The sequence below is a fragment of the Nostoc sp. ChiSLP03a genome (genome assembly GCF_034531215.2).
In the GTDB taxonomy this organism is placed as follows: domain Bacteria; phylum Cyanobacteriota; class Cyanobacteriia; order Cyanobacteriales; family Nostocaceae; genus Nostoc.
In genome coordinates this window covers 1-25,637 of the sequence record NZ_JAVRBQ020000097.1, presented here as the reverse complement: position 1 = coordinate 25,637, position 25,637 = coordinate 1, and the positions used below count along the sequence as shown (strand labels likewise).

Here is a 25,637-nt window from a genome sequence, read left to right as displayed (position 1 = left end):
AGTAATTTTATGCCCATTGCCAGGTGGTTGATTCGGCAATGCTTGAAAATCTCCTGTCTCACGTTGCCGCTTGAGCCATAATCGAATAGTGTTACGACTAATGTTAAATATACGGCTTGCTTCAGTAATTTTTAAGCCATTAAGCAAGATTGCTTGGATCACTTTTTGCCGGAGGTCATAACTATAAGGTTTGGGCATCAGTTTCCCAGAGGTTCTACTGGAGCTTTCATCAAGGTCTACTTCCAGTTTATGGCTTAACCGCCTTGGCGGTTGCTATATTTATACCAATTATCTAAAATCTGGCAACAGATTCAAACCCCGAAACCCAGATCCTAGCTGACTTTCTTAATTACGAATTGGTATTAGTTAAGTATTAAGAAGTACTAAATATGTATTGATACCAGAGTCTAAAAAATATCAAAAATAAGCAGATTTTATCACCCAAGTAAATAATCCAAGTTGCAGCGGTTATACTTTTGGGCTAATTGATAAATATGGGTTAATTGCCTGGATTCGTTCGCGAAATATATAGCTTTCCAGGCTTTTACCTGATTTTAATCTTCAAGCATTTCCAACAATTGCGTCTCGCTTAACTGCGTAATTCCCAAGGAAATTGCTTTGTCTAACTTGGAACCGGCATCTTCTCCTAACACTAAATAATCAGTTTTTTTACTCACTGAATCAGTTACTTTTCCCCCAGTTTTTTGAATCAAAGCCTTCGCTTCATCTCGCTTCAAAGTTGGCAATGTACCTGTAATTACAAAAGTTTTACCTGCAAATTTTTGATTACCATCCCCAACTATTTTTGTTTCCTCAGTAGCAGTTAATTGCAATCCTTCTGCTTGCAAGCGTTCTATCAACCTTTGGTTAGCATCAATCCGAAACCACTGGTACACAGATTGGGCAATTTCAGCACCAATACCATAAATGCCTTCAATATCTGATTGCTTTGCTGCTGCTAACTGCTCTACAGTGAAATATTTCTGAGTTAACAATTGAGCGTTGACACTGCCAACATGACGGATGCCTAAACCATACAATACCCTTGACCAAGGTTGATTTTTTGATTGGGCGATCGCATCCACTAATTTCTCTGCCGACTTTTTCCCCATCCTTTCTAATCCACATAATTTCTCTGCTGTCAACTCATATAAATCGGCAACACAATCCACTAAACCTTTATCAACGAGTTGATACACTAGCTTTTCGCCCATACCTTTAATATCCAAGGCATCACGACTTACCCAATGTTCAATGGAACCTTTGAGAATCGCCGCACAGGAAGCATTGACGCATCGAGTCACCGCCTCACCTGATTCTCGCACCACCAATTGGCCGCAGACTGGACAATGGGTGGGCATAAGGAAGGGTTCGGTGTCAGCGGGACGGAGTTCTTTGATTACCCTCAGCACTTCTGGAATGATTTCCCCAGCTTTGCGGACAATCACAGTATCGCCAATGCGGATATCTAATTGAGCAATGTGATCGCTATTATGTAAAGTGGCGCGAGAAACTGTTGTTCCCGCCAGTTGCACCGGGCGCATCTCGGCTAATGGCGTTAACGCCCCTGTTCTCCCTACATTTACAGCAATATTTTCTACACGGGTAGGTGCTTCTTCGGCTGGGTACTTTAAGGCTACTGCCCATCGGGGAAATTTTTGCGTAAATCCTAGCTGTTCCTGAAGTTTAAAAGAATTCAGCTTTACTACTACCCCATCAGTCATGTAAGGTAAATTCAGCCGTTCCGTATCCCAGTATTCGTAATATTTTGCCACTTCTGTGATCGAAGCACAGAGTTTGTGCTTGGGGTTGACTCGAAAACCCATCTTTTCCAACAACTCCAACGCTTCCCATTGGGTATTAGCAATACTGGTGTCATCCCTACCAGGAATGTGCAAGGTGTAGCCAAAGAAATCTAAGCGCCGTTTAGCCACAATGCGGGGATCTAATTGCCTGAGTGTACCAGCTGCGGCATTGCGGGGATTGGCAAATAATTGCTCGCTGGCTTTTTGCCTTTCTTCGTTGATTTGTTTAAATACTTCCAACGGCAAAAACGCCTCGCCTCGCACTTCCACCCTTTCGAGAATTTCTAACCCTTCAAAATTCAAACGTAAGGGAATAGAGCGAATTGTCCGTACATTTTGAGTGATATCTTCACCCGTTACCCCATCACCCCTAGTTGTCCCTCTAACTAGAATGCCATTTTGGTAAGTTAGAGCCAAAGCAGAACCATCAATTTTTAGTTCGCTGACATATTCTACTGCATCTATTTTCGGTACTTGTCGCCGCCAACGCTGATCCCATACTTGCAACTCATCAATATTGAATGCATTCTCCAGACTATACAAGGGGATATTGTGCCGCACCGAGGTAAACTGTGTTGCCGGTCTCTCACCAACCCGTTGAGTCGGACTATCGGGTGCTGTCAATTCTGGATATTGAGTTTCTAATTGTTGCAATTCTCGATATAGCTGGTCATAGACTGCATCCTCCATGATTGGAGCATCTAGGACGTAATAAGCATAGCTTGCTTGTTGTAATAACTGGCGCAATTCTTCTGTGCGCTTTACTTCCGGCTTAATCTGTGTCATAAAATTATAAAATATCTAAGACAAGGCTAACAAATCATACATTTGTACTATACAAAATTTAGGCTTTTGAGTCATATCCCCCGCTACCTAATACTTACATAGGGCGATCGCATCGCAAACTTCAGTAGTAAGCTTCCCCTGAGTACTAAGTATAATTCCACAGGTAAAAAATTTAGAGCGATCGCGAGTCAATAAATCGCTATAAAAAAGAATGTAGAGACATAGCAATGCTACGGCTCTACAAAGGTAATAACGCATATTTAATTTCACCAGAGTCTATTAGAGAACTGGGTTGAGTAGCAGTGAATAGGCGAAATTATCTTGAAATTATCTTTAGGATGGGGCATCGCCCGATACGGTTCGGATAAGCATTTTTCACAATCGAGTGTGGTCTGGGGAATGGGTTTGGAGGTATTGGGTAAAGGATATATTCAAAACCAATACCTTTTCCCTTTCCCCTTTAACCGAACCGTATTGGGGCATCGCCCCACCCCAAATTGTTATCCAATTACCTCAGCAGTCTTCTTCTTATCCAACTTGAGAATCAACACACCCAAAGGTGGCAAACATAAATCCAGTGAATAAGGATGACTGTGCAAAGACCAATCATCCGTCCATTTACCACCTAAGTTGCCCATATTGCTGCCGCCATACTGACGCGCATCACTATTGAACAACTCTGTATAAAATCCCTTTTGCGGTACACCGATGCGATAGTGAGAATGGGGTTGCGGTGTAAAATTGCAAACAACGACCGCAAAATCATCAGAATCCTTGTCACGACGCATGAAGGCAACTACACTATGGCGGTTATCGCTACAGTCAATCCACTCAAACCCCGGTTCAGCAAAATCCTGGGTGTACAAAACTGGTTCAGAACGGTAGAGATGGTTCAATTCCCGGAAAAACGTTCTTAACTGTTGGTGGGCTTCATGCTGTAATAAATGCCACTCCAAATCAGTCCAATCATTCCACTCACTCCACTGCCCAAACTCCATGCTCATAAACATGGTTTTTTTGCCTGGGTGAGCAAACATATAGGTAAATAAACAACGCACATTAGCTAACTTCTGCCATGTATCTCCTGGCATTTTACCGATGATATTGCTCTTACCATGCACTACCTCATCGTGGGACAGAGCCAGCATGAAGTTTTCGCTGTGGTTGTACCACATACTAAAGGTGATGTTATTTTGGTGGAACTGACGGAACCAAGGATCCATGCTGAAGTAATCCAGCATATCGTGCATCCAGCCCATATCCCACTTCAAGTTAAAACCCAGTCCGCCTGTATAGGTCGGCCAAGATACCATTGGCCAGGAAGTGGATTCTTCCGCAATTGAGAGAACACCGGGGAAATAGCTAAAGATAATGTTATTTACCTGACGTAGAAAATCTGCTGCTTCTAGGTTTTCTCTGCCACCGTACTGATTGGGCAGCCATTCTCCTGGTTCGCGGCAATAGTCGTTATAGAGCATCGAGGCAACAGCATCGACACGAACCCCGTCAATGTGGTACTTGTCAAACCAGAAGAGAGCATTTGCTGCTAAGAAATTACTAACTTCATGGCGACCGTAATTGAATACCAAAGTACCCCATCCTTTATGTTCGCCTTTACGGGGGTCAGCGTGTTCGTACAGGTGGCTACCATCAAAGAAAGCTAAACCATGTCCATCTTTGGGGAAGTGACCGGGAACCCAATCTACAATTACCCCTATATCATTTTCGTGACATTTGTCAATGAAATACATCAAATCTTCGGGTCTGCCAAAACGCGAGGTAGGAGCATAGTAACCAGTTACTTGATAACCCCAAGAACCATCAAAGGGATGCTCCGCAATGGGCAGCATTTCTATGTGGGTGTATCCTAATTCTTTGACATAGGGAATGAGTCGGTCAGCTAGTTCTCGATAGGTAAGGAAGCGTGCGCCCGGCTTTAATCCAGAAACGACGACTACTGGTTCAGTTTCACCATTGGGAAGTTTAGCTGGTTCTGCACTCGAAGCGTGTAACCAAGAGCCTAAATGTACTTCGTAGACTGAAACTGGCTGAGTTAAGGGGTCAGTACGACGCCGCTTTTCCATCCAGTTTTCATCACTCCAACTATAAGCATCTAAATCAGTGACAATGGATGCCGTTTTCGGGCGAAGTTCTTGCTGGTAACCGTAGGGATCGGATTTTTCGTAAATGTGTCCTTCAAAATTTTTGATTTCATATTTGTAAGACTCTCCTACACCAATTTCAGGAATAAACAATTCCCAAATTCCGGTGGGGCCTTTACGCATCTGGTGTTTACGTCCATCCCAGAGGTTGAAGTCCCCCAACAATGAAACGTTGCGAGCGTTAGGCGCCCAAACTGCAAAATAAACGCCTTTAACGCCGCCTATTTCCGTAGGGTGCGCTCCCAGCTTTTCGTATATCCGGTGATGGTTGCCTTCACTAAACAAATGCAGGTCAAAATCTGTCAAGTTGGGAGAACGGAAAGCGTAAGGGTCATAGGTGACACGCTCATGTTCCCCTTCTTTAATCCGTAACTGGTAGTTTGCCAGTTCTGGAGTGTCAATCGTGCATTCAAAAAAGTGGGGATGATGCACTGTTTGCATTGGGTATTCCTTGCGTTGTTCGGGAAGAACCACCCATGCTGCACTTGCATTTGGTAGGTAGGCCCGTACAGCCCAGACAGTTTTGCCGTCTTGCTCTATAGGATGAGAACCTAGTATTTCAAAGGGATCGTTATGCTGATTCCAAACGATGCTGTTAACCTGCTCAGGGGCGATCGTGGTCATGGACATGAAGCTACCTAAGTGAAATAACGTGATTGACTAAATCTACTTTTTTAATATCTATATATATTCTTTACATTTATTTGCAATTTTGTCGCCACCGTTATCCTACATCAGAATGGAGTATTGAGCATGAAGCGTTGGGTATAAGGCATGGGGCATGAGGCAGCAGGTGGTTACTGAGCGTAGCCGTTGGCGCAGCCTCTCCGACAGGAGAAGTGGGGGCACAGGATCGGAGGAACGGGGAAGAATAACTCTTGACAAATGACCAATGACTAATGACTAATGACAAATTCATCAAAAATTTAAAAATGGAAAAAACTGCAATAAGGTTTTACGCAAGCGAAGCAAGAAAATCTGTTCTCGAATTTTGGGGTCTAGTTTTGGTGGCGGGACTTGTTGCAGCTGGGCTTGTAATTGGATATACTCAGCAGCTGTTAGGGATTTTCCATCAATAGGCGATCGCGCTTCTATAATAATCTTTGTCCGTAATATTTCTTCTGGTGTATCCTCTGGTGGCGGTAGTGCTATTGCTGCCGATCTCCAATAGTTACTTAAAATAATCAAAGTAGCACTAATTACTATTAAGCTCAGTAATTTTATAGATTTTCTCGTTTTAACTCTCCTCATCTCCTGAACTACGTTCACAACGCAGGATGAAAATCTGTTTTTCCCATGCCCAATGACGCCACTTGCTCCACTTGGGGAGACCCCAAGACCGCAGTGGCTCCCCAATGCCTAAATTTTCCCAATAAAAATCTGGCAATATCAAGGGAGATTACCAAGTCTTTCCTGATACGGAATAGACTACGGGAATGCTCAAGAGCAATTGCCAGCGATCGCGATAAATTATTTTACCCTCTCACAACTCAGTAGTATAAGTAATTTAAAATGCCAAATGAGAGAAGTCTTTGCCTAACAAAATAGCTTAGATTAACTCAACTTGCTTGGACTGATAACAAGGTTTGAGTGGGCGGGACTTTCAGAAGGACACTTGGTAATACTTAGTGCTGTTAGCGTCAGCGGGGCGTTTAGCCCGTGTTTAGTGCTGAGTTTTGAAGTTGAGTACTCAGTAATTTTGCAGTATAGCAAAATACCTACCCTTTCTGCAAGACGCTGCGCGAACGTGGGCGGTCTTTTAACTCAGCACTCGGAACTCGGAACTCAGCACTCTTTACCAGTGTCCTACCCTACTTAGTTGATATTTGAGCAGACTCTCGGCTCTGATGAACCAGCATAAAAATGAGGTTTTTTCGTGAACCCAATTAATTCGAGCGATACTTCGAGCTATGTAGTGAGGAATGCCATCACTAAGTAGTTATGGGCGCAATTTAAACTAAAGTTTAAGATGCCTTATTTAGGTTTAGCAGGAGTAGTCGCTGCGGGAGTCGCTGCGGGAGTTGCTGCGGGAGTTGCGGCAGGAGTGGTCTTAACAGCAGGTGCATCAGTTGGTTCACCTGTAGCGGCTGGAGTAGCAGTACCAGCACCATCACCACCACCACCTTCACAGGCCCCAAGAATTGCAGCCAGACTTAACATTAAAGCAAAACCAAAGATTTTTGTTTTCATAACTCCTCTTTCACCAATTGTGGCTAGAACAATTTTTCGCCTGTTGAATACGATACCGTATTTATTGCTTTTTTTAAATTCTGCGAGATTACATACTTAAAAAAAACAATCCTTTGGGGTATTGTTTTTGGAATTACTATCCTGATTAGTTTCTCTTAACTCAGAAGCAAAACGAAAAATACCAACTTATTTAGCAAACGGAGCTATGATAGCAAAAAATTTTATTTTTTTCACAGAGTATTGCATCTGGCTACCTGACGTTGCCATACTTTAGGTGCGATACCTAAAAGGTAAGCTGTCCAGTTTCTAATCGCTGATTGCAAACATTACATATCTAGGGGATGCAAAACATTGATACAGCTACCTATCAGAAAAGTTAAAAGGGTATAGTCTGTGATGTGTGCAGGTTGCACAGAAGGTGATTTAAACCTTAGCAAAACAGACAATCAATCTAAAAGTGCAGTATTTTCCATCTAAAAAATTTAAAAATTTATGGTAGTCGCTCGTAAATCTACTGTTTCTACTAGGGGTAATTGGTTCCGGCGAGATTCTATCCTTTCTTTAGGAAGGCGACGTTCTGCGCCTATGGAGTCAGCAGCAGGGAGTGCTTCTACACCAGTATCGTCTTCAAGACAGCAGCGTTCCTCGAAAAATTTAGCGGTTTCTTCCACAAATAAGGCAGTTGTAGCTAAATCGGTGAAAGAGTTGGGTAGACAACAATTACCAAATCTCAACGAACAGTTGAATGCGAGCCAAAAGAATCCGGGGGAAGATTTTCTTGGGCTTCCCACAATGGCTAATTCTGGAGCTGCACCTTTGTGGTTGCTGCGCTTGTATACCTTTCATCGTTATTCGTCAGTTGTGGCGTTCTTGTTAGTAGCATCGACACTTGCTGTTTATGGTTGGACAGTCTATTCTCAAGAGCTTTGGGGTGAGTCATATCGCAGACTGCAAAACCTCCAACGTCATGAACGGCTGCTAACGACCACTAACGCGACGCTGAAAAATAAAATGGCTAATGAAGCAGAACAACCAACAACAGGGCTGGTATCGCCAACTCCTGAAGGGGTGATTTTCTTGCCTCCTGCATCTCAGAGTCCTAAATCAGCATCGCCTAACACAACGCCAAATTCTGAAACCCAACCGCAAACACTCTCGCCACTGGGATACTAATCTCTAAGAGTCATTTGTCATTTGTCATCAGTCATTAGGACTGAGACTTCTGGTTAATCACAAAAGGCAACAGACAAAGCGCAAAGTCTGAGCGGAGGTTTCCTCCGTTGGCGTAGCCCGCCGCAGGCATCAGAACTTTGAAAGAGAGGACAAAGGACGAACCCAATGCAGAAGTCACCAAGCAAAACAAAATTCAGAAAGTTTCGGAATCCAAAATTTACAGGGCGACACAAGGGTGATAAGCGAGGGCTTTTGGGAAAATTAGCCTCTAGTATGCAAGACCAAACATCCAACACTAAGTCCCGACTGTTTATCGTTTGGGGCGTATTAATGGCATCAGGGTTGGGGTTGGCTATTAACTTGTATAATCTCCAAATTGTCAAGGGGCCAAAGTTAACTGAGTATGCACGCAATCAGCAAATGTTGAATGTGCGACCTTTTATGCCCCGTCGCCCAGTGGTAGATCGCAATAGCGATCTGTTGGCTATTGACCGCCCTGTATATACTTTGTATGCTCATCCCAAGCTGTTTGATAAGTCTAATGAAGATATCGCAGAGCGACTTGCCCCAATTTTGGCAAAAGATACTGCTGAATTGGTGAAAACTTTTGAAAGCAAAAGAAGCGGAATTATACTTGCGCCAGCCTTACCAGAAGAAATTATCGATCGCGTCATCTCTTTGCGCTTAAATGGCCTGGAGTGGACTCAAAAATACTCCCGATATTACCCGCCAGACGATTTGGTTGCTGATGTGGTGGGCTACGTGAATATTGACCGCCGCGGTCAAGCTGGTGTGGAATACTCTCAAGAGAAGTTGCTAGAACGTCCTGTACAAACGGTACGGCTCAGTCGGTCAGGGAATGGGACTCTGATGCCGGATCGGGCGCCCGAAGGTTTTTTGCATTTTGACGATTTGCGATTACAACTGACTATCGATAGCCGTCTGCAACGAATTGCTCGGATTGCGCTCAAACAACAGATGGAAAAGTTTGCCGCCAAACGTGGAGCGGTAATTGTCATGGATGCATTGGATGGTTCCTTACTCGCCCTGGTTTCTCAGCCTACTTATAATCCTAATGAATATGCTAAATCTGATATTTCACTATTTAAAAATTGGACAGTAGCGGATCTTTATGAACCGGGATCGACTTTTAAGCCTTTGAACGTGGCGATCGCTCTGGAAAATGGCATCATCAAACCAGATGATATGTTTAATGACTCCGGTTCGATTCGAGTCGCTAATTACACCATCAAAAATGCGATGAATAATGGTAATGGGCGAATCAGCATCGCTCAGATTTTGCAATATTCTAGCAATATTGGCATGGTGCAAATTATCCAACGTTTAAAGCCTTCAATTTACTACAACTGGTTAGAACGCTTAGGACTAGGACAAAAAGTTGATACAGATTTACCTTTTGAAGTCGGCGGAAGGCTCAAAAGTCAAGAAGAATTTATCGCTTCGCCAATTGAAGCAGCTACTACTTCCTTTGGACAAGGCTTTTCTATGACACCCTTACAGCTAGTGCAAATGCACGGTGCTTTAGCTAATGGCGGTAAGTTAGTTACACCCCATGTAGTTCGCGGGTTGATTGATAGCAAAGGGCAGATGCATGATTCACCCACTCACACTATCCCCCGGCAAATTTTCTCAACCGCAACAACTCAAAAAGTTGTGGAAATGATGGAAACTGTTGTTACTCAAGGCAGCGGTAAGCCAGCACAAATTCCGGGATATCGCATTGCTGGTAAAACTGGTACAGCCCAAAAAGCTAGTCCCAATGGCGGATACATCAAAGGGGCGAGAATGACCAGTTTCGTGGCTATTTTACCCGTGGAATCTCCTCGCTATGTAGTGTTTGCACTGGTGGATGAGCCAAAAGGAGAAAGTGCTTATGGTTCTACTGTCGCCGCGCCAATTGTGAAGTCGGTAATCGAAGCACTGATTCCTCTTGAGCAGATTCCGCCGAGTAAGGCAATTGAGCAACAGAAGGGAGTGCCGTAGGGAGTGGCAGGGGGCAGGGAGCAGGGGGCAGGGGGAGGAAAAGTTGTTTTGATTCCAAAAATTGGACAATTTATTTTTTGGAGTTCCCTTATTACGTGGTTGTGAGTATTCACAACTGGAAACTAGAAAATAGAGCATGAAACTCATCTTCATTGCTGGAGTTCATTTCCTGCCACCCCTGTTGATGAGTTTTATTACCGCAACTCTTCCTTATTGTAAAATACCTACACCTGTCAGCCACTCTCCACTCCCCTAACTAATCATGAAATTCGGTGTTGTTGTTTTTCCCGGTTCTAATTGCGATCGCGATGTTGCTTATGTAACCAGAGATTTACTGGGGCAGCCAACTCGCATGGTTTGGCATCAAGAAACAGATATTGCTGATTTGGATGTTGTGATTATTCCTGGTGGCTTTAGTTACGGGGATTATCTGCGCTGTGGTGCGATCGCGCGTTTTTCACCTGTGATGCAGCAGGTTGTGGAACACGCCCAAAAGGGTAAGTTTGTCCTCGGTATTTGCAACGGCTTTCAGGTATTAACTGAAGCTGGACTTTTGCCAGGAGTGTTGACCAGAAATCGAGATTTACATTTTATTTGCGATCGCGTCCCCTTGAAAGTTGAGCGTAATAATCTATGGACGCAAGCTTATACAACTGGTGAAGTTATCACTTTGCCCATTGCCCACGGAGAGGGGCGATTCTACGCTGATGCAGCCACTCTTGCAGAAATTGAAAATAACGGGCAAGTTATATTTCGCTATGAAGGCGAAAATCCCAACGGTTCGCTGAACAACATCGCCGGGATTAGCGATCGCCGAGGCAATGTGTTGGGAATGATGCCACACCCAGAAAGGGCATCAGACGCAATGCTAGGGGGTAGTGACGGCTTGAGGTTGTTTCAAGGCTTACTAGAGAAAGTAGCGGCATTAGCGTAAAGCAAATAAGTTGAGCGTTTTGCGATCGCTGTCTGTATACAAATGTTCATCTATCTTTCAGACAGCGATTTATTTTTTCCGAACGACGCATTAGTAAAGGTTTGGGGTTAGCGATGCCCTGCGGTAAATGCTCGCCTACGCACCTCAAATTGTAGTAAAAAAACATTTGGGTAAAATTATTTACCAATCTAATACCAATTTGAAAAAAGAATGCGACAAATAGACCATTGTAGAGACGCGATTCATCGCGTCTTTACTCAAGAATGTGTTGCAATCATTAATTGAATTGATATAGGTTAAAATTTAGAGGTTGCGTGTTTTAATCTTTTAGTAGACTTACAAAAGTCCGCGTACACAAAAAACTTCCAGCCAATTGTGGAAAGTTTTTGAGAGCAAAGAGAGAAACAAACTTATGGGACTTTTCGATCAAATTCTTGGTGCCGTCGCTAATCCTAATCAACAGGGCAGCTTAGGTGAAATAGGAAGCATTGTTAATACTGTACAGCAGTTGAGCGATCGCACAGGCGCAAATCCTTCTACCATCCAATCAGTTTTGTCAATTGTGGGTGGTCAAGTACGTTCTGCTTTACAAGACAAACAAGCTACAGATGGTAATGAAGCCACACAAAGTTTAGTCAATCAATATGCTGGTACTTCTGCTAACCCCCAAGCCGTCAATTCGTTGTTTTCTCCTCAGATACAACAGCAAGTAGCTGAAGTTGCTGCCCAGCGCACTGGGTTGGATGCTGGTATCGTTCAACAATTGCTACCTTTGGCAGTACCTTTGGTGCTAAAGTTTTTGCAATCAGGTGCCAATGCTCAAAATCCCCAAGCTGGCGGCAATCCTGTCCTAAATTCCTTTTTGGATGCTGATGGTGATGGTGATGTCGATATCGCTGATGCCATCCAAATGGCTAGTCGATATATGAGACAGTAACAGTTTTCTCCCAACTCCCTACTCCTTTGGGATAAACCAGACATCGGTAGTTATACCTTGCTAGATTTTTAGCTAAGACATAGGCTGAGAAAACGATCAATTTGTAAATATAAATCAAACAGTCTATGTCTAAATTATTTGACTGTATTACTGAAGAACTGCAAAACTTTATTGCTGCCCAACACCTTTTCTTTGTCGGCTCTGCACCTTTGAGTCCTACGGGTCATGTTAACCTGTCTCCTAAAGGTCAAGACTGCTTTCGTATCTTGTCTCCCAAGCGAGTAGGTTATGTAGACCTTACAGGTAGTGGTAACGAAACATCAGCCCATTTGCAAGAAAATGGGCGGATAACCTTCATGTTTTGTGCCTTTCAAGAACCCGCGTGTATCTTGCGTCTTTACGGTCAAGGAACCACCATTTTACCGAATTCTCCAGAGTGGGACTCGTTGTATTCTCTATTTTTGCCGATACCAGGAACTCGTCAAATTATCGTCGCTGACATTGAAACAGTCCAGACTTCCTGTGGTTTTGGCGTACCACTCTATGAATATCAAGGTCAGCGACAGACTCTAGTAAACTGGGCTACTAAAAAAGGCGAAGAAGGAGTTAAAGAATATCAACAGAAGAAAAATCTTGTCAGCCTTGACGGTTTAGCAACACCACTGAGTAAATTACTCTAACTTTGCCTGATGGATTATTCTATTAATCCATATATTAGCGATCAAAGTAAAGGAGTCAGCAATCGAGAAACTCTCACAGCTAACTTGAACCAAAAAGGTTTTTTATCGTACTCATTAAGATCGACAGCAACACAGACAGCTAAATCATCCTCTAACATCTTTTTCACACTTTGGACAAACCGAGGCTCGGTAACAAAACCCATAACTTCAAAGTTGAGGGAAAAAGAGCGATTATCTAAGTTAACGGTTCCTACCCCTGCTAAATTCTCATCAATCACTATAATTTTCTGGTGCATAAACCCATTTTTGTAACGATACAACTTGATACCGATTTTTTCCATTTCGGTGTAGTAAGAGAAGGAACATAAATAAACAAATAAATGATCGGGTCGATTTGGTAAGAGAATTCGCACATCCACACCTCGCATTGCTGCCAGTTTTAAAGCTGACAATGTTGCCTCATCCGGCACAAAATATGGACTAGCAATCCACAGGTGAGTTTGAGCTTGATTAATTAGTTCGACGAAAAAAAGCTTACAAGCTGGCAGACGATCTGCGGGGCCTGTAGGAAGTATCAATACAGTTTGATTATCCCGATTAATTTTTACCTGCCAGTTAACTTCGATAAGTTTTCGAGCTGCCCAATACCAATCTCGCACAAAAGAGCTTTGTAGGCTTTGTACACTTGGGCCTTCAAGCATAATATGAGTATCGCGCCAGGGACTCAAGCGAGGATTTTTTCCTAAATATTCATCACCAATATTTAGTCCACCGACAAATGCGATTTCCCCATCCACCACCAAAATTTTGCGATGATTACGAAAATTCAATTGGAAGCGATTACCCTGACCTTTAGTGGTGTTAAATGCACTCACTGCAATTCCATGCTGTTGTAGAGATTGGATATAAGGGCGAGATAATTTCTTGGAACCAATTTCATCGTAGAGAAAATAGATGCTTATTCCTTGCTTGGCTTTAGCAATCAACGCTTCTCTAAACTCATTACCTGATTCGTCATCGTTAACAGTATAGAATTGAAACAAAATATAATTTGTCGCCGATGCAATCTTTTTCAGCATCGCTTCATAGGTTTGCTGACCATTAATCAGTAATTCGGCAGCATTCCCTGATGTGAAAGAAATGTCTGTAAAAGCCTCCGCTAATGGTTGCAACGGGGCTAGATTATCTGGTGGCGCAACCTGAAATTTAATCAGTTCGTTATAAGTAGAATGAAAAAGCTTATAGTGTTGTGCATAGACTGAGCGCAGTGTTTCAGCATATCCATGAAATTTAGTTCTTCCTAAAATCCAATACAACGGAATCGTTAGCCAGGGAAAGGTAATTAGAGAAATGCTCCAGGCAATTGCCCCTTGAGAAGAACGCACATTCATCACTGCATGGGCTGCATGTATAATTCCCACACAATGAACAATAATTGTAGCTGTGCTAAAAATAGCTAGAACACCAGCATCTACAAGCATCTTAATTTTTTTGAGTATTGGTATAAGTAAATTCTGCCAGCAATGGCTTATGATCTGATGAACAAATTTGGTCTAGCACTTTAGCACTGGCTTTCTTCACACTGATATCTCGATAAAAGATATGGTCTAAAGGAGGTGATAACAAAAAGCGTTTAATTTTCTCCTTCTCATCAGGTGCGAAAATTACAGGTGTTAATCCTAATTGAGTGGTTACTTGATTGAGAATAACTGCTCTTTTTCGACTCCAAGTATTGAAATCTCCTGAAAATATTAGTGGCCCTCGATGTATAGATAAGGCTTGCTCTAATTCATTTAGTTGGATTTTAAATTTATTTAAATCTACAAAATTTATTAGATGAGTATTGATTGTCATAAGAGTTGTATTTTGCTCAGATAGCAGATACTCAGTAATTAAAGAAATTTTAGGAGTTTTAACAATCGGTTCATAATGTTTAGTAGCTATAACTTTTTTGGTAATTGGGCTGATTGTCGAGGCTGTAAATATTCCTGAATAAGTTTGGTGATGAATATCTACGAAGTTAGGAGCAAAACTCCAATTCATTTTCAACCATTTTCCCCATTCATTTGCCTCTAACTTTAGAGAAAACTCTTGTAAAAATATGAAGTTTGGCTGATAAGTTGCAATTATTGTTGTAAAATCTTCTAACCAAGTCTTATTATAGTTTTGTTTAGCAATATTCCAACTGAGAATTTTAATTGATTGACTATTAATTTCTGTTTGAATTGAATTATTTTTATCAATTGTGAGTTCTTGTAAACGGAAAAATCTATAACCAGGAATAAATTTTGTAAAGAGAGTGTTTACGTGTTCTTGAATATTAGGCATTACTAATATTAAAATGGATTTCTTCTAGCTTAACGTGAGTTCGATGAACCTCTCCCTCCCAACCTCCCTCTCCCACGGGGAAAGGGAGGAGCAACGAAAAATGAGGGTTTTGGCTCCCCTCTCCAACACGGCTACGGTGTATACACAAGTCTTAAAAACCTAGCCTTAATAAGACTTTCCTCGTTCCCAGTCTGAGACTGGGAATGCATTCATTGAGTCTCTGACTCAATATCTGGCTGGAGGCAGAGCCTCTAATAAGCCATTCCCAGTCGGAGACTGGGAACGAGAAGCGAGAGAACAAAAAATAACCTGATTATCTTTGAAAACATCCTTTCTTAATTTTACTAAAAGTAAAAGGTCGCCCTAAATACTCTCCTAACCTAGTTTTGCAAGCAGGTAGTCCTAATTTGGCGCGAAATTCCTCATTATATACTGCTTCTTCCCAATTTTGTGCCAATTTAATCTGCTCGGTTGTCAGATTTTTAGTATGACGAAAGTCTGTTCTATCTACGCTACTTTGAGTAAAATCAACATCACGGAGGTTTGCACCTCTTAAATCATTTCCATCCAATTTTGCGACATTTAATCTAGCACCACTCATATCTACATTTCTTAAGTCTACATCGACGATTAATTCGCTGTGGCTTAAATCAGCATTTTTTAAGTTTGCCGAGTGAAGGTTAGCATTGCCGAAGCTGGCGTAAGATAAATTAGCATGATTTAGATTTGCTTGTAATAAATCTACTTTGCTAAAATACGTACCTTTGAAGTTAGCACCACTTAAATTCGCAGCACGGAGATTACTATGAGAAATAAATAAGCCAGAGAGATTAGTATCAGAAAAATTAGCTGATTGGAAGTTAACTTTTTCTAACGAAACTTTATAGTCTGCATTACAACTAAAATCAATATCACCCATTTCTGAAAATCCAGATTCTCCACGATCATCTTCAGATTTATTAGTCCATCGCATCTCTGCTTGGCGTAGATCAGATCCTTGTAAATTTGCACCATCTAATTTAGCATCTGTCAGTTCAGCTTCTCTTAAATCTGCTCCAGCTAAATCAGCATTTGTTAAATCTGCACCACCTAAGTCACACTTGGGACATTTTTTAGTTGTTAGCAACTGCTTTATGTGATTGGGATTTGAAGTTCTTTTAGCCTCACAATCTGTACAACCAGAAAGGAAAATGAGTAATAGGGATCATGCAATTAATATTTTTAGGTTCAGAAGTGCCAAAACTAACTCAATCTTATTTGTAAGCGTGAGTATTGTAATACCCACGCTACTATAACATCTGACCGTCTAAGCGGCATAATTTTACTTTATTAATGATCTTTGCACCTATTTTTTCATAAAAATTGATTCCACACTCGTTAGACACAGCTACAGTCCAATCGATTCTGCCACAACCTTTTTCTTTGGCAATCTGGCGCAAGCGTAACATGAGTGCCTGGCCAACTCGGTGGCTTCGATATTCAGCTTTGACATATAAATCATCAAGCCAAATTCCAGGTTTTGCTAAAAAAGTTGAATAGATAAAGTGATAGGTTGCCAACCCAATAGTATCGCCATCAACCTCAGCCAAAAGAACAAAAGCAAGAGGCGTTTCTCCAAATAAATCAATTTCTAGCTTTTGAAGAGTTGCTTCTACAGATTCAGGACAACCATCAAATTCAGCTTTCAAATGAATCAATTCCATAATGGCAGGAATATCCCTTTGATTTGCATCTCTAATTAGAATATTTATGCCCTTTATGTTCTCCCTATTTGCTATTTTACTAAAACTCATATTGGGGAATAGTTTCTGTCTCATTCTTTGCTGCATTTATCCACTCTTGCATTGCTGGAAGTGCTAAAACTGACTCCATATAATTTCTAGAAACAGTATCTAACTGCACATCATAGGCGACAAACCGCAGGACAACTGGAGCAAAAAACGCATCGGCTATTGTGAAATTCCCAAATAACAAATTGCCAGTAGTCCCAAACTTTTGACGTGATTCTTGCCAAATATTAGTAATGCGGTCAATGTCTTGTTGTACGCCGGGTTCTAAACCTTTACCAGGATATTTAGTACGGCAGTTCATCGGCATATTCTGACGCAAGTTTTGAAATCCTGAGTGCATTTCTGCACTGATAGAACGAGCTAATGCTCTTGCAGCTTTATTCTCTGGCCACCAGTGCAGATTCGGAAATGTTTCAGCTAGATATTCACAAATAGCGAGAGAATCCCACACTGTTTGTTTATCGTGCAATAACACAGGTACTTTTCCTGATGACGAATATTGCCGAATTTTCAATGAACAATCTGGGTGGTTATAAAGAGGAATCCGAATCTCATTGAATTCTAAACCAAATTGCTTCATCGCTAACCAAGGACGAAGCGACCAAGATGAATAATTTTTGTTGCCAATTACTAAAGTAAGTTGTGTCATGTTTTTAATACCGATAAAGTTGTTCAATCCACATAGACACATCAGTTTCCGAACCTGAAGAGAAAGATTTTCCGGTTACAGGGTCGTAAGCTTGCCAATAGATATTACCGTGGCGATCGACCTTTTGCCAAACTTGTAATTCATTCGGCTCTGCTAGGAGTTTTTTGACAAAATTCTCCCAAATCATATACAGAGATTTCCAGAAGTTGGAGTGGATTTTTTTCTGGAATGACGGACTACAATTGATTTTTATATCTTCTTTTTGTAAACACTTAATGTTATTGTTCATAAAATTATTCCTGAAAGTTGCTCAGTAAATAAAACAGTAACAACATCTTAGTTAAAAATCAAATCATGGCTTGCATAGGTTCTATAAATGGGATTTATAGATATAAAAAATCACTAATACAACCTTTTTGCCACAATAAAGTCAGGATGTGTATACCCTTGTTCTCATCAATTGCCTATGAAACTCTCCCAACTCCGAGCCATAGTTGCAGTAGCAGATCGTGGTAACTTTAGTGAAGCAGCCTTAGAATTGCAGCTTTCACAACCTGCAATTAGTCATGCGATCGCCACCCTAGAAGAAGAATTAGGTGTGCCATTATTTGCCAGAGGTCGTCATGGTGCTGTGCTGACACCTGCTGGAGAGCGCATTTTGTATCATGCGCGTCAAGCAATGCAGCATCTAGAGATGATGCAACACGAAGCAAACCTGCATAAAGGTTTACACGGCGGTCATGTGCGAATCGCGGCTTTTCGGAGCGTCGCTACTCATCTATTACCAAAAGCGATCGCTCAATTTCACAACCAATTCCCAGAAATTGCTGTCACAATCATAGAGTGTGCTGCTTTCACGGATGTAGAGCAGTGTTTGCATGATGGACGTGCCGATATTGGTATTACCTGTCTGCCAACTGGGGAAGAATTTGAAACTTGGGAAATTTTTCGGGATGAGTATGTAGCTTTACTACCACCAGATAGCAAAATTAGCAGTCCGCAAATTACTTGGGAAGACATAGCAGCCTATCCGCCGGTTTTGCTTCCTTGTACACCTTGTGGACGCATTCTTCACAACCACCTGAAAACTTTGGCAATTCCAATTCATACTGCTACCGACATTCAAGAAGATTCCACAGTCGTTAGTATGGTGAATCAAGGACTGAGAGCAGCTATTATGCCTCGTTTAGCAGCTGTACCCATTCCGCCAAAGGTGCAAGTATACAGTTTACCTGCACCACTTGAAAGAGTCATTGCAACTGCAACTTTATCTAATGCTCTACAAGTACCTGCGGTATTCACCTTTTTAGAAATGTTGAGTAAATTTGATTTTTATAGTTTAGCTAAATTCACTTATTGAGCGCATACGAATTACGAATTAGTAATTAGTTAAACCGATGCCTCCTTTCGCGAATTCTTCAACGGTTTTGTGTGAGAATTCATGAGTTGCGATCGCCTGCAACATTGCCAGTGGTAAAGTTAAATGATGTGCCCCGGCTTGCAATGATGCGGCTGCTTCTTCAGGAGATTTGATACTAGCTGCTAAGATTTCTGTATCACTACCTTTGAGTACGCTAGCCATATCCCTCACCAAAGCAATACCGTCACCTAACAATCGGGTAGCTCGATTTACATAAGCTATGGCAATTTTAGCTCCTGCTTCCCGTGCGACTGCTGCCTGTGCTGCATTATAAATCGCTGTCACCGAACAGGTAATTTCTGGTGATAGACTCGCCACCACTTCAAACCCTAACGGTGTTGCGGGAATCTTCAAAATTGTTTGCGAACCAATAATCTCGAAAGCTTTTCTACCTTCAGCTAGCATCCCAGCTTTATCAGATGCCATAAGTTGATAGTATAACGGCCCATTTGTCAAGGCAACCAACTTTTTGAGCGTGGTTTCTGGTGGAGTATCGCTTTGAGATAACAGCGTGGGATTTGTGGTGATACCTTTTACCCATCCCCAAAGCTTAACAACTTCAGCTTCCGATGCGATCGCTGAGTCTAGATATAGTGCCATACTTAATTCCTCCTGCATTTCTCCTGCTATACACCCTACATCGTTCAGAAGCTTTGCACTGATATTTCTGCCTACCCCAATTAGATAAGCATTTTACCTATTTATCTATACTTTTTTAAATACCTATCCTTGATAGCCACTATTCATTCCCCTTTCCTTAAGAAATGTATCAAATGTAAACCTATCCGGTAGCGAAGTTTGTGCGCCTGATTTTGTCGCTGTCAAAGCACCTGCTGCTGCACCCCAAACAACTGCTTGATGTAAGGAAAGTCCTTCAAAAAGTGCTGCCGCTAAACCACCATTAAAAGCATCGCCTGCGGCTACTGTGTCAACTGCATGAACTGAAAACGCAGGTACAAAAAACTTTTCTTCAGCAGTAGCACAAAAAACACCCTTAGCACCTAGTTTGACGATCGCACATTTCACACCCCGTTGCAATAAAACCGCAGCTGCTTTAGCGGCTTGTTCTTCTCCATTCACAGGAAAACCAACTAACTGCGCTGCTTCAACTTCATTCGGTGTAATAATGTCTACCAATGGATACAATTCATCTGGTAAATTAGATTGTGCGGGTGCGGGGTCAAAAATCACTTTTATATTTGCACCTTTTGCTGCTTTTGCAGCAGCAACCACGGCATGAATAGGAATTTCTAATTGTAAAAGTAGTGCTGTAGCTGCTGGTAATAAGTAGGATAATCGTTCTACATCTTCTTGATTGACGCGCCCATTTGCACCAGGAATAACGACGATTTGATTTTCACTAGTCTGACTCACGGTGATAATAGCGACTCCAGAACTAACAGTTTCATCCACAAAAATGTTATCAGTCTGCACACCAGATGTTTGCAAATTGTTAACAAGTTCCTTACCGAAATCATCTGCACCTACACGCCCCACAATCTGGGTAGGAATGCCCAATTTTGCTAATGCTACGGCTTGATTGGCTCCTTTCCCTCCCGAAACTTTAAAAAAGTCTTCTCCTAGTAACGTTTCTCCTGCAACTGGCAACCGGGGTGTTGTTGCTACCAAGTCTATATTTATACTGCCGAAGACGATAATACTCATAATGCTGATTTTTATTGATAATTTTACAGGATGCGATGTCTACGACAGGCTACGCCTACGCAAATATGTAAGTAAATTAGGGTTATGTGAAACGCCCGAAATGACCAATTCTCATAATTTACATCATGGTTAGTTGTACAGTGCTTAAGTGATAAACTCCTTTAACCCTTTTGGTGGTGTTGCTGATTATATGTATGAATTTTTTGTAGAAAGGCAAAATCATTGTGGTAAAAGCGTAAACTCTACGGACACAATACTTTTCGGATAAACCCAACAATCTCTTTTTTGGTTTAAGAGAAAGGTAAATTTAAACCTTTTCCCTTTCCCCTTTAACCGAAAAGTATTGCTACGGACACTTGCTTCTCTTTTCTGACACACCGTGAAATTTTTCACGAATAACCGGGAACCATATAACCATCGTTCTAATGGTTGTCTTGTTAGGAGTAGGTTATGACATTCAAAATTCTCAGTTTAGATGGTGGTGGAATTCGTGGTGTAGTTTCGGTACAAATGCTCAAAGAGGTTGAAAGTCGAATCCAAGCAACTTACGGCTTAGAATTACACCAATACTTTGACATGATTACTGGTACTTCTACTGGTTCAATTATTGCTGCGGGACTGGCGAAAGGCTTAAACACAACTCAACTGCTGGAACTATATGAAACAAAAGCCGAGCAAATCTTCCCGCAGCCAAGGAATTTTGAAAAACCCTGGCGATTTGTCAGAAATATATTTTCACCTAAATATTCTCATGATGGATTAGAAAAAGCCCTGGAAGATGAATCTGCTTTGGGTGAAACTAAAATTGGCGAGATTACCAACACTATATTGTTGATTCTCGCCTATGATATGCGTTATCGCAACACAACTTTTTTCACCAATTTGCATCCTGATTTAGGTGCTCGCTGGTACGATGGAATTCCACTAAAAGATATATGTATTAGTTCGGCATCAGCGCCAACTTTTTTCCCTCCACGCGAGTTAAAAGCATCTAACGAAGAGAAATTTGGTAAATGGTCATTCCCTCACATTGATGGTGGAGTTTGTGCTAATAATCCATCCTTGGCGGCAATGAGTCAAGCTTTAAAAGTGAGCCGTTCTCCTAAATTATCACTAGAAGATAAGAAAAAATATAATTTAGAAAATCTTAAACTAGAGGATATTTCTGTACTTTCTATCGGTACGGGTAGAAGCGCCAACCCATTTGAATATGAAGAAATAAAAAAATGGCACACATTAAACTGGGTAGCACGGCTTGTGGACGTGTTCATGGAACCAACAGGTGAAATAAATAGTACGATTTGTCAAAACATCCTTGGAGGTTTTGAGTCAGGGCACTACCTTCGATTGGATTTTGATTTGAATGAGAGATACAAACCCTTAGCAAATGAAGATTATAAAATGACTCGTACTCTCATAGAAAAAAAATATCTAAGGAAAAATCAGTATTTAGTTCAAGCTGTAAATACAAACCTCAAAGAATACAATGATGATTGCATAGTTAAGAATATCCGTGTAAATGAAGAGATGGATGATTCCAGCAATAAAAATATTAAAACTTTGATCGCTGCGGCTCAAGCTTTCATTGATATTGGTTTAATTTATGATTCTAGAGTATATGGTAAAGGGCCGAAAGTAAAAGATGCAATCGAACAATTTATAAAAGTTAATCCTATTACCCAGGCAACTACGAATCAGACTGAGGCTTTATCAGTCTGATACAATGCTGAATTATTTGTAACAAACTAGATATCTGACTTCTAAAACAAGTCAGATATCTGTGGCTTACAATTCTCGCAAATCAAATCGGATTGTTATACAAACAGAATTTGTTATCGGGCGATCGCAGCAACAGTTGGCTCACTGTTATATGACTCCTATTTGATTTTTGAAATATACTTAGGTTGCCCGCTAAAAACTGGTGTCAGCCTTTGCAAAACTTGCTTCAACACCATTACCGTCCAATCTATATCAGCTTCAGTCGTATCACGCCCCAATGTGATGCGAATTCCGCCCAAAGCGGCTTTTTCGGAATAGCCCATCGCTAAAAGTATCGGACTAGGACTAAGTTTACCACTGTGACAGGCAGCACCAGCACTGATACCGATGCCAGCAAGGTTTAGCTGTCGCACCAAGGTTTTACCGCTGAGTTTTTCGCCGTCAGCGTATTCTAAGCACATACTGACATGGTGAGGTAAACGATCGCAAACATCCCCTGTAGGAATTAAACCAGAAATTTCAGCTAATTGGGCAAAAGCGCGATCGCGTAACTCAATCAACCGTGGTGTTTCTGTAGCCAATTCTTCGGCTGCTAATTCTGCTGCTACACCAAATCCGGCAATTATCGGTACTGCTTGCGTACCAGAACGCAGTCCCATTTCTTGTCCACCACCACCCAATAAGGGCATCAATTCCACACCAGGACGCACATACAACGCCCCTACACCTTGCGGCCCATAGATTTTATGACTGGAAAGGCTAAGTAAGTCTACAGGTAGTTGTTGCACATCTATGGGTAAGCGTCCCGCAACTTGCACCGCATCTGTATGGAACAAAGCACCATGCAATCGCACAATTTTACCCAGTTCAGCGATCGCTTGCACAGTCCCAACTTCACTTTGACCGTAAATTATAGAAACTAAGGCTGTGTTATGTCGCAACGCCGCCTTTAAATCCAAGGGATTGACTCTGCCTCTAATATCTACAGATAAGCGCGTAACTTCCCAACCCGACATTTCTAGCAACCGCACTGTTTCAGAAATTGCGGAATGCTCAATGCTGGAGATAATAATATGTTGAGGAACAGCATACAACCGAGCCACACCCATAATTGCGAGATTATTTGCCTCAGTCCCACCAGAGGTAAAAACGATCGATTCAGGGGTAGCGGCGTTAATTAAACCAGCAACTTGGACTCTGGCTTGTTCTACAACCATTGCCGCCCGTTGTCCCCACTCATGTAAGCTGGAAGGATTGCCCCACTGTTGAGTGAGGACTGTTTGCATAACTGCGATCGCTTCTTTTCGAGTCGGAGTAGTGGCGCTGTAATCTAGATAAATTTGCATAAAACCGATAATAGTGAGAACACACGTTAGTGATAGACTGCGGATTTGTCAGTATATACAGTTTTAGTGGACAAATCCTGAAAAAAATATTTGTAATTTTACATCTAATAGTAGATTTTTCCCTTTACTTGGAAACTTATTTCTCTACTTAATTCAGAATACAAAATTTTGGGAATGATAAATATATCCATTTCCAATCTACTTTTAACAGATTACAGTGCAACTTATCTCTAGACAAAGATATTTTTTATCTATCTTTTTACTGATATTCTCTCTGGCGGGTTGTCAACGAGTCCAGTCTTATAATCAGCGTCCAGCACCCTTACCACAAGACCCGTTAATTCAAGTTTACTTTAATCATTCTGAGTCTTCAGAATACCAAGAAGCTTACCGTCAGCAAACTCGTCTGGGGGATGATTTAGAAAAACAGATTGTCGATGCTATTGTGCAAGCTAAATTTACAGTAGATGTAGCGGTGCAAGAACTACGTTTACCCAAAGTTGCCCAAGCATTGGTTGATAGACAAAAAGCTGGGGTAAAAGTCAGAATCATTTTAGAAAATACCTATAGCCGACCTTGGAGTAGCTTAACATCTGCTGAAGTAGGTAAGTTAGATAAAAGAGAACAAGAACGTTACAACGAATTTCGCAAATTTATCGATCTTAACCAAGATAATCAACTCAGTCCAGCCGAAATCAATCAAAGAGATGCTTTGATAATTTTGCAGAATGCCCAAATTCCCTGGATAGACGATCGAGCAGATGGTTCAGCGGGTAGCAGCTTGATGCATCATAAATTTGTGATTGTAGACAATCGCCTCGTAATTATCACTTCCGCCAACTTTACATTAAGTGATACTTCTGGTGATTTTACAAATCTTAACAGTTTAGGCAATGCCAATAATTTGTTGCAGATTGACAGCCCAGAATTAGCATCTTTATTTACAGAAGAGTTTAATATTATGTGGGGTGATGGCCCAGGAGGTCAACCAGATAGTCGATTTGGTTTGAAAAAACCGATGCGTTTACCTAAAGAAATAACTTTAGGTAACACCAAAATTACTGTGCAATTTTCGCCGACTTCTCCAACTCAACTTTGGAGTAACAGTAGTAATGGTTTAATTGGTAAAACTTTAGATTCAGCAACCAAGTCTATTGACATGGCGTTATTCGTCTTTTCCGAACAGCCTCTTGCCAATATTTTAGAAAAACGCCATCAAGAAAATGTGCAAATTCGCGCTTTAATTGAACCACAATTTGCCTACCGTCCTTACAGCGAAGCCTTAGATATGATGGGGGTTGCTCTGAGTAACAAATGTAAATATGAAGTTAATAATCATCCTTGGTCAAATCCAATTACTACCGTAGGTGTACCTGTATTACCCATAGGTGATTTATTGCATCACAAATTTGCTGTTATTGATAGTCAAACAGTAATTACAGGTTCTCATAATTGGTCAGATGCGGCCAATAATGGTAACGATGAGACGCTTGTAGCGATTGAAAATCCGGTAGTTGCTGCCCATTATGTGCGAGAATTTGCTCGTCTTTATGCCAAAGTAAAACCAGGCTTACCACCAGCAATTCAACAAAAAATTAAATTAGAACAAACACGATGTCCTCAAATAAAAACTTCTTTATAAACTAAGTTACAAGCGATTCAAAAAGTTAATATCAACACTGCAAGTTTAGAAGAATTAGCAACTCTCCCTGACGTGGGTAAGAAGTTAGCACAGTGAATAATTCTGAGTCGTCAACAGCAAAAATTTACATCTTTACAAGACTTACAAAGAGTTACAGGAGTGAGTGCTAAAACTGTAGAAAAATGGCATAATCGCGCAACTTGGTAGGGATGCACAGATGTGCTACCCTACGATGGTCTGTATTCTAACTAGTTAAAAACATCTACAATTAACCCAAGTTGCGGGTTATCAAGCTGTGGGTACTTTGCACTTGAATAGTCGTGCGCTCGTTCAGGACGAAGTGGCGGTTGCACGTCGCGCAACCGCCACCTCAATTAACTCAAAAATACAGATACTGAATTAGATTA

The 25,637-nt window shown here is 41.4% G+C and carries 21 protein-coding genes and 1 pseudogene; 8 read left to right on the top strand and 14 right to left on the bottom strand.

Annotation, left to right across the window (positions count from 1 at the left end; all coding sequences use genetic code 11):
* The 5 genes from RMY32_RS16055 to RMY32_RS16035 all read right to left on the bottom strand — a co-directional run.
* A partial coding sequence (locus RMY32_RS16055; protein WP_322708776.1) for an IS630 transposase-related protein occupies positions 1–198 on the bottom strand: 198 nt, incomplete at its 3' end.
* Between the two features lie 356 nt (positions 199–554).
* Positions 555–2,591 (bottom strand): NAD-dependent DNA ligase LigA, encoded by a 2,037-nt coding sequence (ligA, locus tag RMY32_RS16050; protein ID WP_322708775.1) that lies wholly within the window; start codon positions 2,589–2,591, stop codon positions 555–557.
* Positions 2,592–3,091: 500 nt separating this feature from the next.
* On the bottom strand, positions 3,092–5,383 hold the full coding sequence (gene glgB / locus RMY32_RS16045; RefSeq protein ID WP_322708773.1) for a 1,4-alpha-glucan branching enzyme: 2,292 nt from the start codon (positions 5,381–5,383) through the stop codon (positions 3,092–3,094).
* Between the two features lie 288 nt (positions 5,384–5,671).
* A complete protein-coding gene (locus RMY32_RS16040; RefSeq protein WP_322708777.1) occupies positions 5,672–6,004 on the bottom strand; it encodes a hypothetical protein in 333 nt (110 codons plus the stop codon).
* A 723-nt stretch (positions 6,005–6,727) separates the two neighbouring features.
* Positions 6,728–6,943 (bottom strand): hypothetical protein, encoded by a 216-nt coding sequence (locus tag RMY32_RS16035; protein WP_322696006.1) that lies wholly within the window; start codon positions 6,941–6,943, stop codon positions 6,728–6,730.
* Between the two features lie 492 nt (positions 6,944–7,435).
* Between RMY32_RS16035 and RMY32_RS16030 the strand changes: the two genes are divergently transcribed.
* From RMY32_RS16030 to RMY32_RS16010, 5 genes are all read left to right on the top strand, one after another.
* Positions 7,436–8,116 (top strand): hypothetical protein, encoded by a 681-nt coding sequence (locus RMY32_RS16030; RefSeq protein WP_322708772.1) that lies wholly within the window; start codon positions 7,436–7,438, stop codon positions 8,114–8,116.
* Positions 8,117–8,281: 165 nt separating this feature from the next.
* Positions 8,282–10,120: a penicillin-binding protein 2 gene (locus RMY32_RS16025; RefSeq protein ID WP_322708771.1), complete on the top strand. Its 1,839-nt coding sequence runs from the start codon at positions 8,282–8,284 to the stop codon at positions 10,118–10,120.
* A 262-nt stretch (positions 10,121–10,382) separates the two neighbouring features.
* Positions 10,383–11,054: a phosphoribosylformylglycinamidine synthase subunit PurQ gene (gene purQ / locus RMY32_RS16020; RefSeq protein ID WP_322708770.1), complete on the top strand. Its 672-nt coding sequence runs from the start codon at positions 10,383–10,385 to the stop codon at positions 11,052–11,054.
* A gap of 412 nt (positions 11,055–11,466) precedes the next feature.
* A complete protein-coding gene (locus RMY32_RS16015) occupies positions 11,467–11,991 on the top strand; it encodes a DUF937 domain-containing protein (RefSeq protein ID WP_322708769.1) in 525 nt (174 codons plus the stop codon).
* Positions 11,992–12,116: 125 nt separating this feature from the next.
* Positions 12,117–12,671 (top strand): pyridoxamine 5'-phosphate oxidase family protein, encoded by a 555-nt coding sequence (locus RMY32_RS16010; RefSeq protein ID WP_322708768.1) that lies wholly within the window; start codon positions 12,117–12,119, stop codon positions 12,669–12,671.
* 41 nt (positions 12,672–12,712) lie between these two features.
* Here RMY32_RS16010 and cls read toward each other — a convergent pair whose 3' ends face one another.
* The 6 genes from cls to RMY32_RS15980 form a co-directional block, all read right to left on the bottom strand.
* Complete coding sequence (cls, locus tag RMY32_RS16005; RefSeq protein WP_322708767.1) at positions 12,713–14,152, bottom strand: cardiolipin synthase; 1,440 nt, start codon at positions 14,150–14,152, stop codon at positions 12,713–12,715.
* A gap of 1 nt (position 14,153) precedes the next feature.
* Positions 14,154–14,999, bottom strand: coding sequence for an endonuclease/exonuclease/phosphatase family protein (locus RMY32_RS16000; RefSeq protein ID WP_322708766.1), 846 nt, complete (start codon positions 14,997–14,999; stop codon positions 14,154–14,156).
* 313 nt (positions 15,000–15,312) lie between these two features.
* Entirely contained in the window at positions 15,313–16,125 is an 813-nt protein-coding gene (locus RMY32_RS15995; protein WP_322708765.1) for a pentapeptide repeat-containing protein, read from the bottom strand.
* 163 nt (positions 16,126–16,288) lie between these two features.
* Positions 16,289–16,792, bottom strand: coding sequence for a GNAT family N-acetyltransferase (locus RMY32_RS15990; RefSeq protein WP_322708764.1), 504 nt, complete (start codon positions 16,790–16,792; stop codon positions 16,289–16,291).
* Positions 16,782–17,438, bottom strand: coding sequence for a glutathione S-transferase family protein (locus tag RMY32_RS15985; protein ID WP_322708763.1), 657 nt, complete (start codon positions 17,436–17,438; stop codon positions 16,782–16,784). Before RMY32_RS15985 ends, RMY32_RS15990 begins: the two co-directional genes overlap by 11 nt.
* Positions 17,439–17,442: 4 nt before the next feature.
* Positions 17,443–17,727, bottom strand: a complete 285-nt coding sequence (locus RMY32_RS15980; protein ID WP_322708762.1) for a hypothetical protein — start codon at positions 17,725–17,727, stop codon at positions 17,443–17,445.
* A gap of 177 nt (positions 17,728–17,904) precedes the next feature.
* Between RMY32_RS15980 and RMY32_RS15975 the strand changes: the two genes are divergently transcribed.
* A complete protein-coding gene (locus RMY32_RS15975; RefSeq protein WP_322708761.1) occupies positions 17,905–18,798 on the top strand; it encodes a LysR family transcriptional regulator in 894 nt (297 codons plus the stop codon).
* An 18-nt stretch (positions 18,799–18,816) separates the two neighbouring features.
* On the opposite strand, the gene RMY32_RS15970 is transcribed toward RMY32_RS15975, so the two are convergent.
* On the bottom strand, positions 18,817–19,458 hold the full coding sequence (locus tag RMY32_RS15970; protein WP_322708760.1) for a transaldolase family protein: 642 nt from the start codon (positions 19,456–19,458) through the stop codon (positions 18,817–18,819).
* 123 nt (positions 19,459–19,581) lie between these two features.
* Positions 19,582–20,523, bottom strand: coding sequence for a ribokinase (gene rbsK / locus RMY32_RS15965; protein ID WP_322708759.1), 942 nt, complete (start codon positions 20,521–20,523; stop codon positions 19,582–19,584).
* 450 nt (positions 20,524–20,973) lie between these two features.
* Here rbsK and RMY32_RS15960 point away from each other — a divergent pair, with 450 nt between their 5' ends.
* Positions 20,974–22,242, top strand: coding sequence for a patatin-like phospholipase family protein (locus RMY32_RS15960; RefSeq protein ID WP_322708758.1), 1,269 nt, complete (start codon positions 20,974–20,976; stop codon positions 22,240–22,242).
* A 158-nt stretch (positions 22,243–22,400) separates the two neighbouring features.
* Here RMY32_RS15960 and RMY32_RS15955 read toward each other — a convergent pair whose 3' ends face one another.
* Complete coding sequence (locus tag RMY32_RS15955; RefSeq protein WP_322708757.1) at positions 22,401–23,588, bottom strand: cysteine desulfurase family protein; 1,188 nt, start codon at positions 23,586–23,588, stop codon at positions 22,401–22,403.
* Between the two features lie 217 nt (positions 23,589–23,805).
* Between RMY32_RS15955 and RMY32_RS15950 the strand changes: the two are divergent.
* Positions 23,806–25,437, top strand: a pseudogene (locus RMY32_RS15950) (DUF655 domain-containing protein).
* The last annotated feature ends 200 nt before the right edge of the window (positions 25,438–25,637 follow it).

Coding starts and splice junctions, on each gene's coding strand:
- ligA (WP_322708775.1), bottom strand. CDS start 2,591: ATGACACAGATTAAGCCGGAAGTAAAGCGCACAGAAGAATTGCGCCAG.
- glgB (WP_322708773.1), bottom strand. CDS start 5,383: ATGTCCATGACCACGATCGCCCCTGAGCAGGTTAACAGCATCGTTTGG.
- RMY32_RS16040 (WP_322708777.1), bottom strand. CDS start 6,004: ATGAGGAGAGTTAAAACGAGAAAATCTATAAAATTACTGAGCTTAATA.
- RMY32_RS16035 (WP_322696006.1), bottom strand. CDS start 6,943: ATGAAAACAAAAATCTTTGGTTTTGCTTTAATGTTAAGTCTGGCTGCA.
- RMY32_RS16030 (WP_322708772.1), top strand. CDS start 7,436: ATGGTAGTCGCTCGTAAATCTACTGTTTCTACTAGGGGTAATTGGTTC.
- RMY32_RS16025 (WP_322708771.1), top strand. CDS start 8,282: ATGCAGAAGTCACCAAGCAAAACAAAATTCAGAAAGTTTCGGAATCCA.
- purQ (WP_322708770.1), top strand. CDS start 10,383: ATGAAATTCGGTGTTGTTGTTTTTCCCGGTTCTAATTGCGATCGCGAT.
- RMY32_RS16015 (WP_322708769.1), top strand. CDS start 11,467: ATGGGACTTTTCGATCAAATTCTTGGTGCCGTCGCTAATCCTAATCAA.
- RMY32_RS16010 (WP_322708768.1), top strand. CDS start 12,117: ATGTCTAAATTATTTGACTGTATTACTGAAGAACTGCAAAACTTTATT.
- cls (WP_322708767.1), bottom strand. CDS start 14,152: ATGCTTGTAGATGCTGGTGTTCTAGCTATTTTTAGCACAGCTACAATT.
- RMY32_RS16000 (WP_322708766.1), bottom strand. CDS start 14,999: ATGCCTAATATTCAAGAACACGTAAACACTCTCTTTACAAAATTTATT.
- RMY32_RS15990 (WP_322708764.1), bottom strand. CDS start 16,792: ATGAGTTTTAGTAAAATAGCAAATAGGGAGAACATAAAGGGCATAAAT.
- RMY32_RS15985 (WP_322708763.1), bottom strand. CDS start 17,438: ATGACACAACTTACTTTAGTAATTGGCAACAAAAATTATTCATCTTGG.
- RMY32_RS15980 (WP_322708762.1), bottom strand. CDS start 17,727: ATGAACAATAACATTAAGTGTTTACAAAAAGAAGATATAAAAATCAAT.
- RMY32_RS15975 (WP_322708761.1), top strand. CDS start 17,905: ATGAAACTCTCCCAACTCCGAGCCATAGTTGCAGTAGCAGATCGTGGT.
- RMY32_RS15970 (WP_322708760.1), bottom strand. CDS start 19,458: ATGGCACTATATCTAGACTCAGCGATCGCATCGGAAGCTGAAGTTGTT.
- rbsK (WP_322708759.1), bottom strand. CDS start 20,523: ATGAGTATTATCGTCTTCGGCAGTATAAATATAGACTTGGTAGCAACA.
- RMY32_RS15960 (WP_322708758.1), top strand. CDS start 20,974: ATGACATTCAAAATTCTCAGTTTAGATGGTGGTGGAATTCGTGGTGTA.
- RMY32_RS15955 (WP_322708757.1), bottom strand. CDS start 23,588: ATGCAAATTTATCTAGATTACAGCGCCACTACTCCGACTCGAAAAGAA.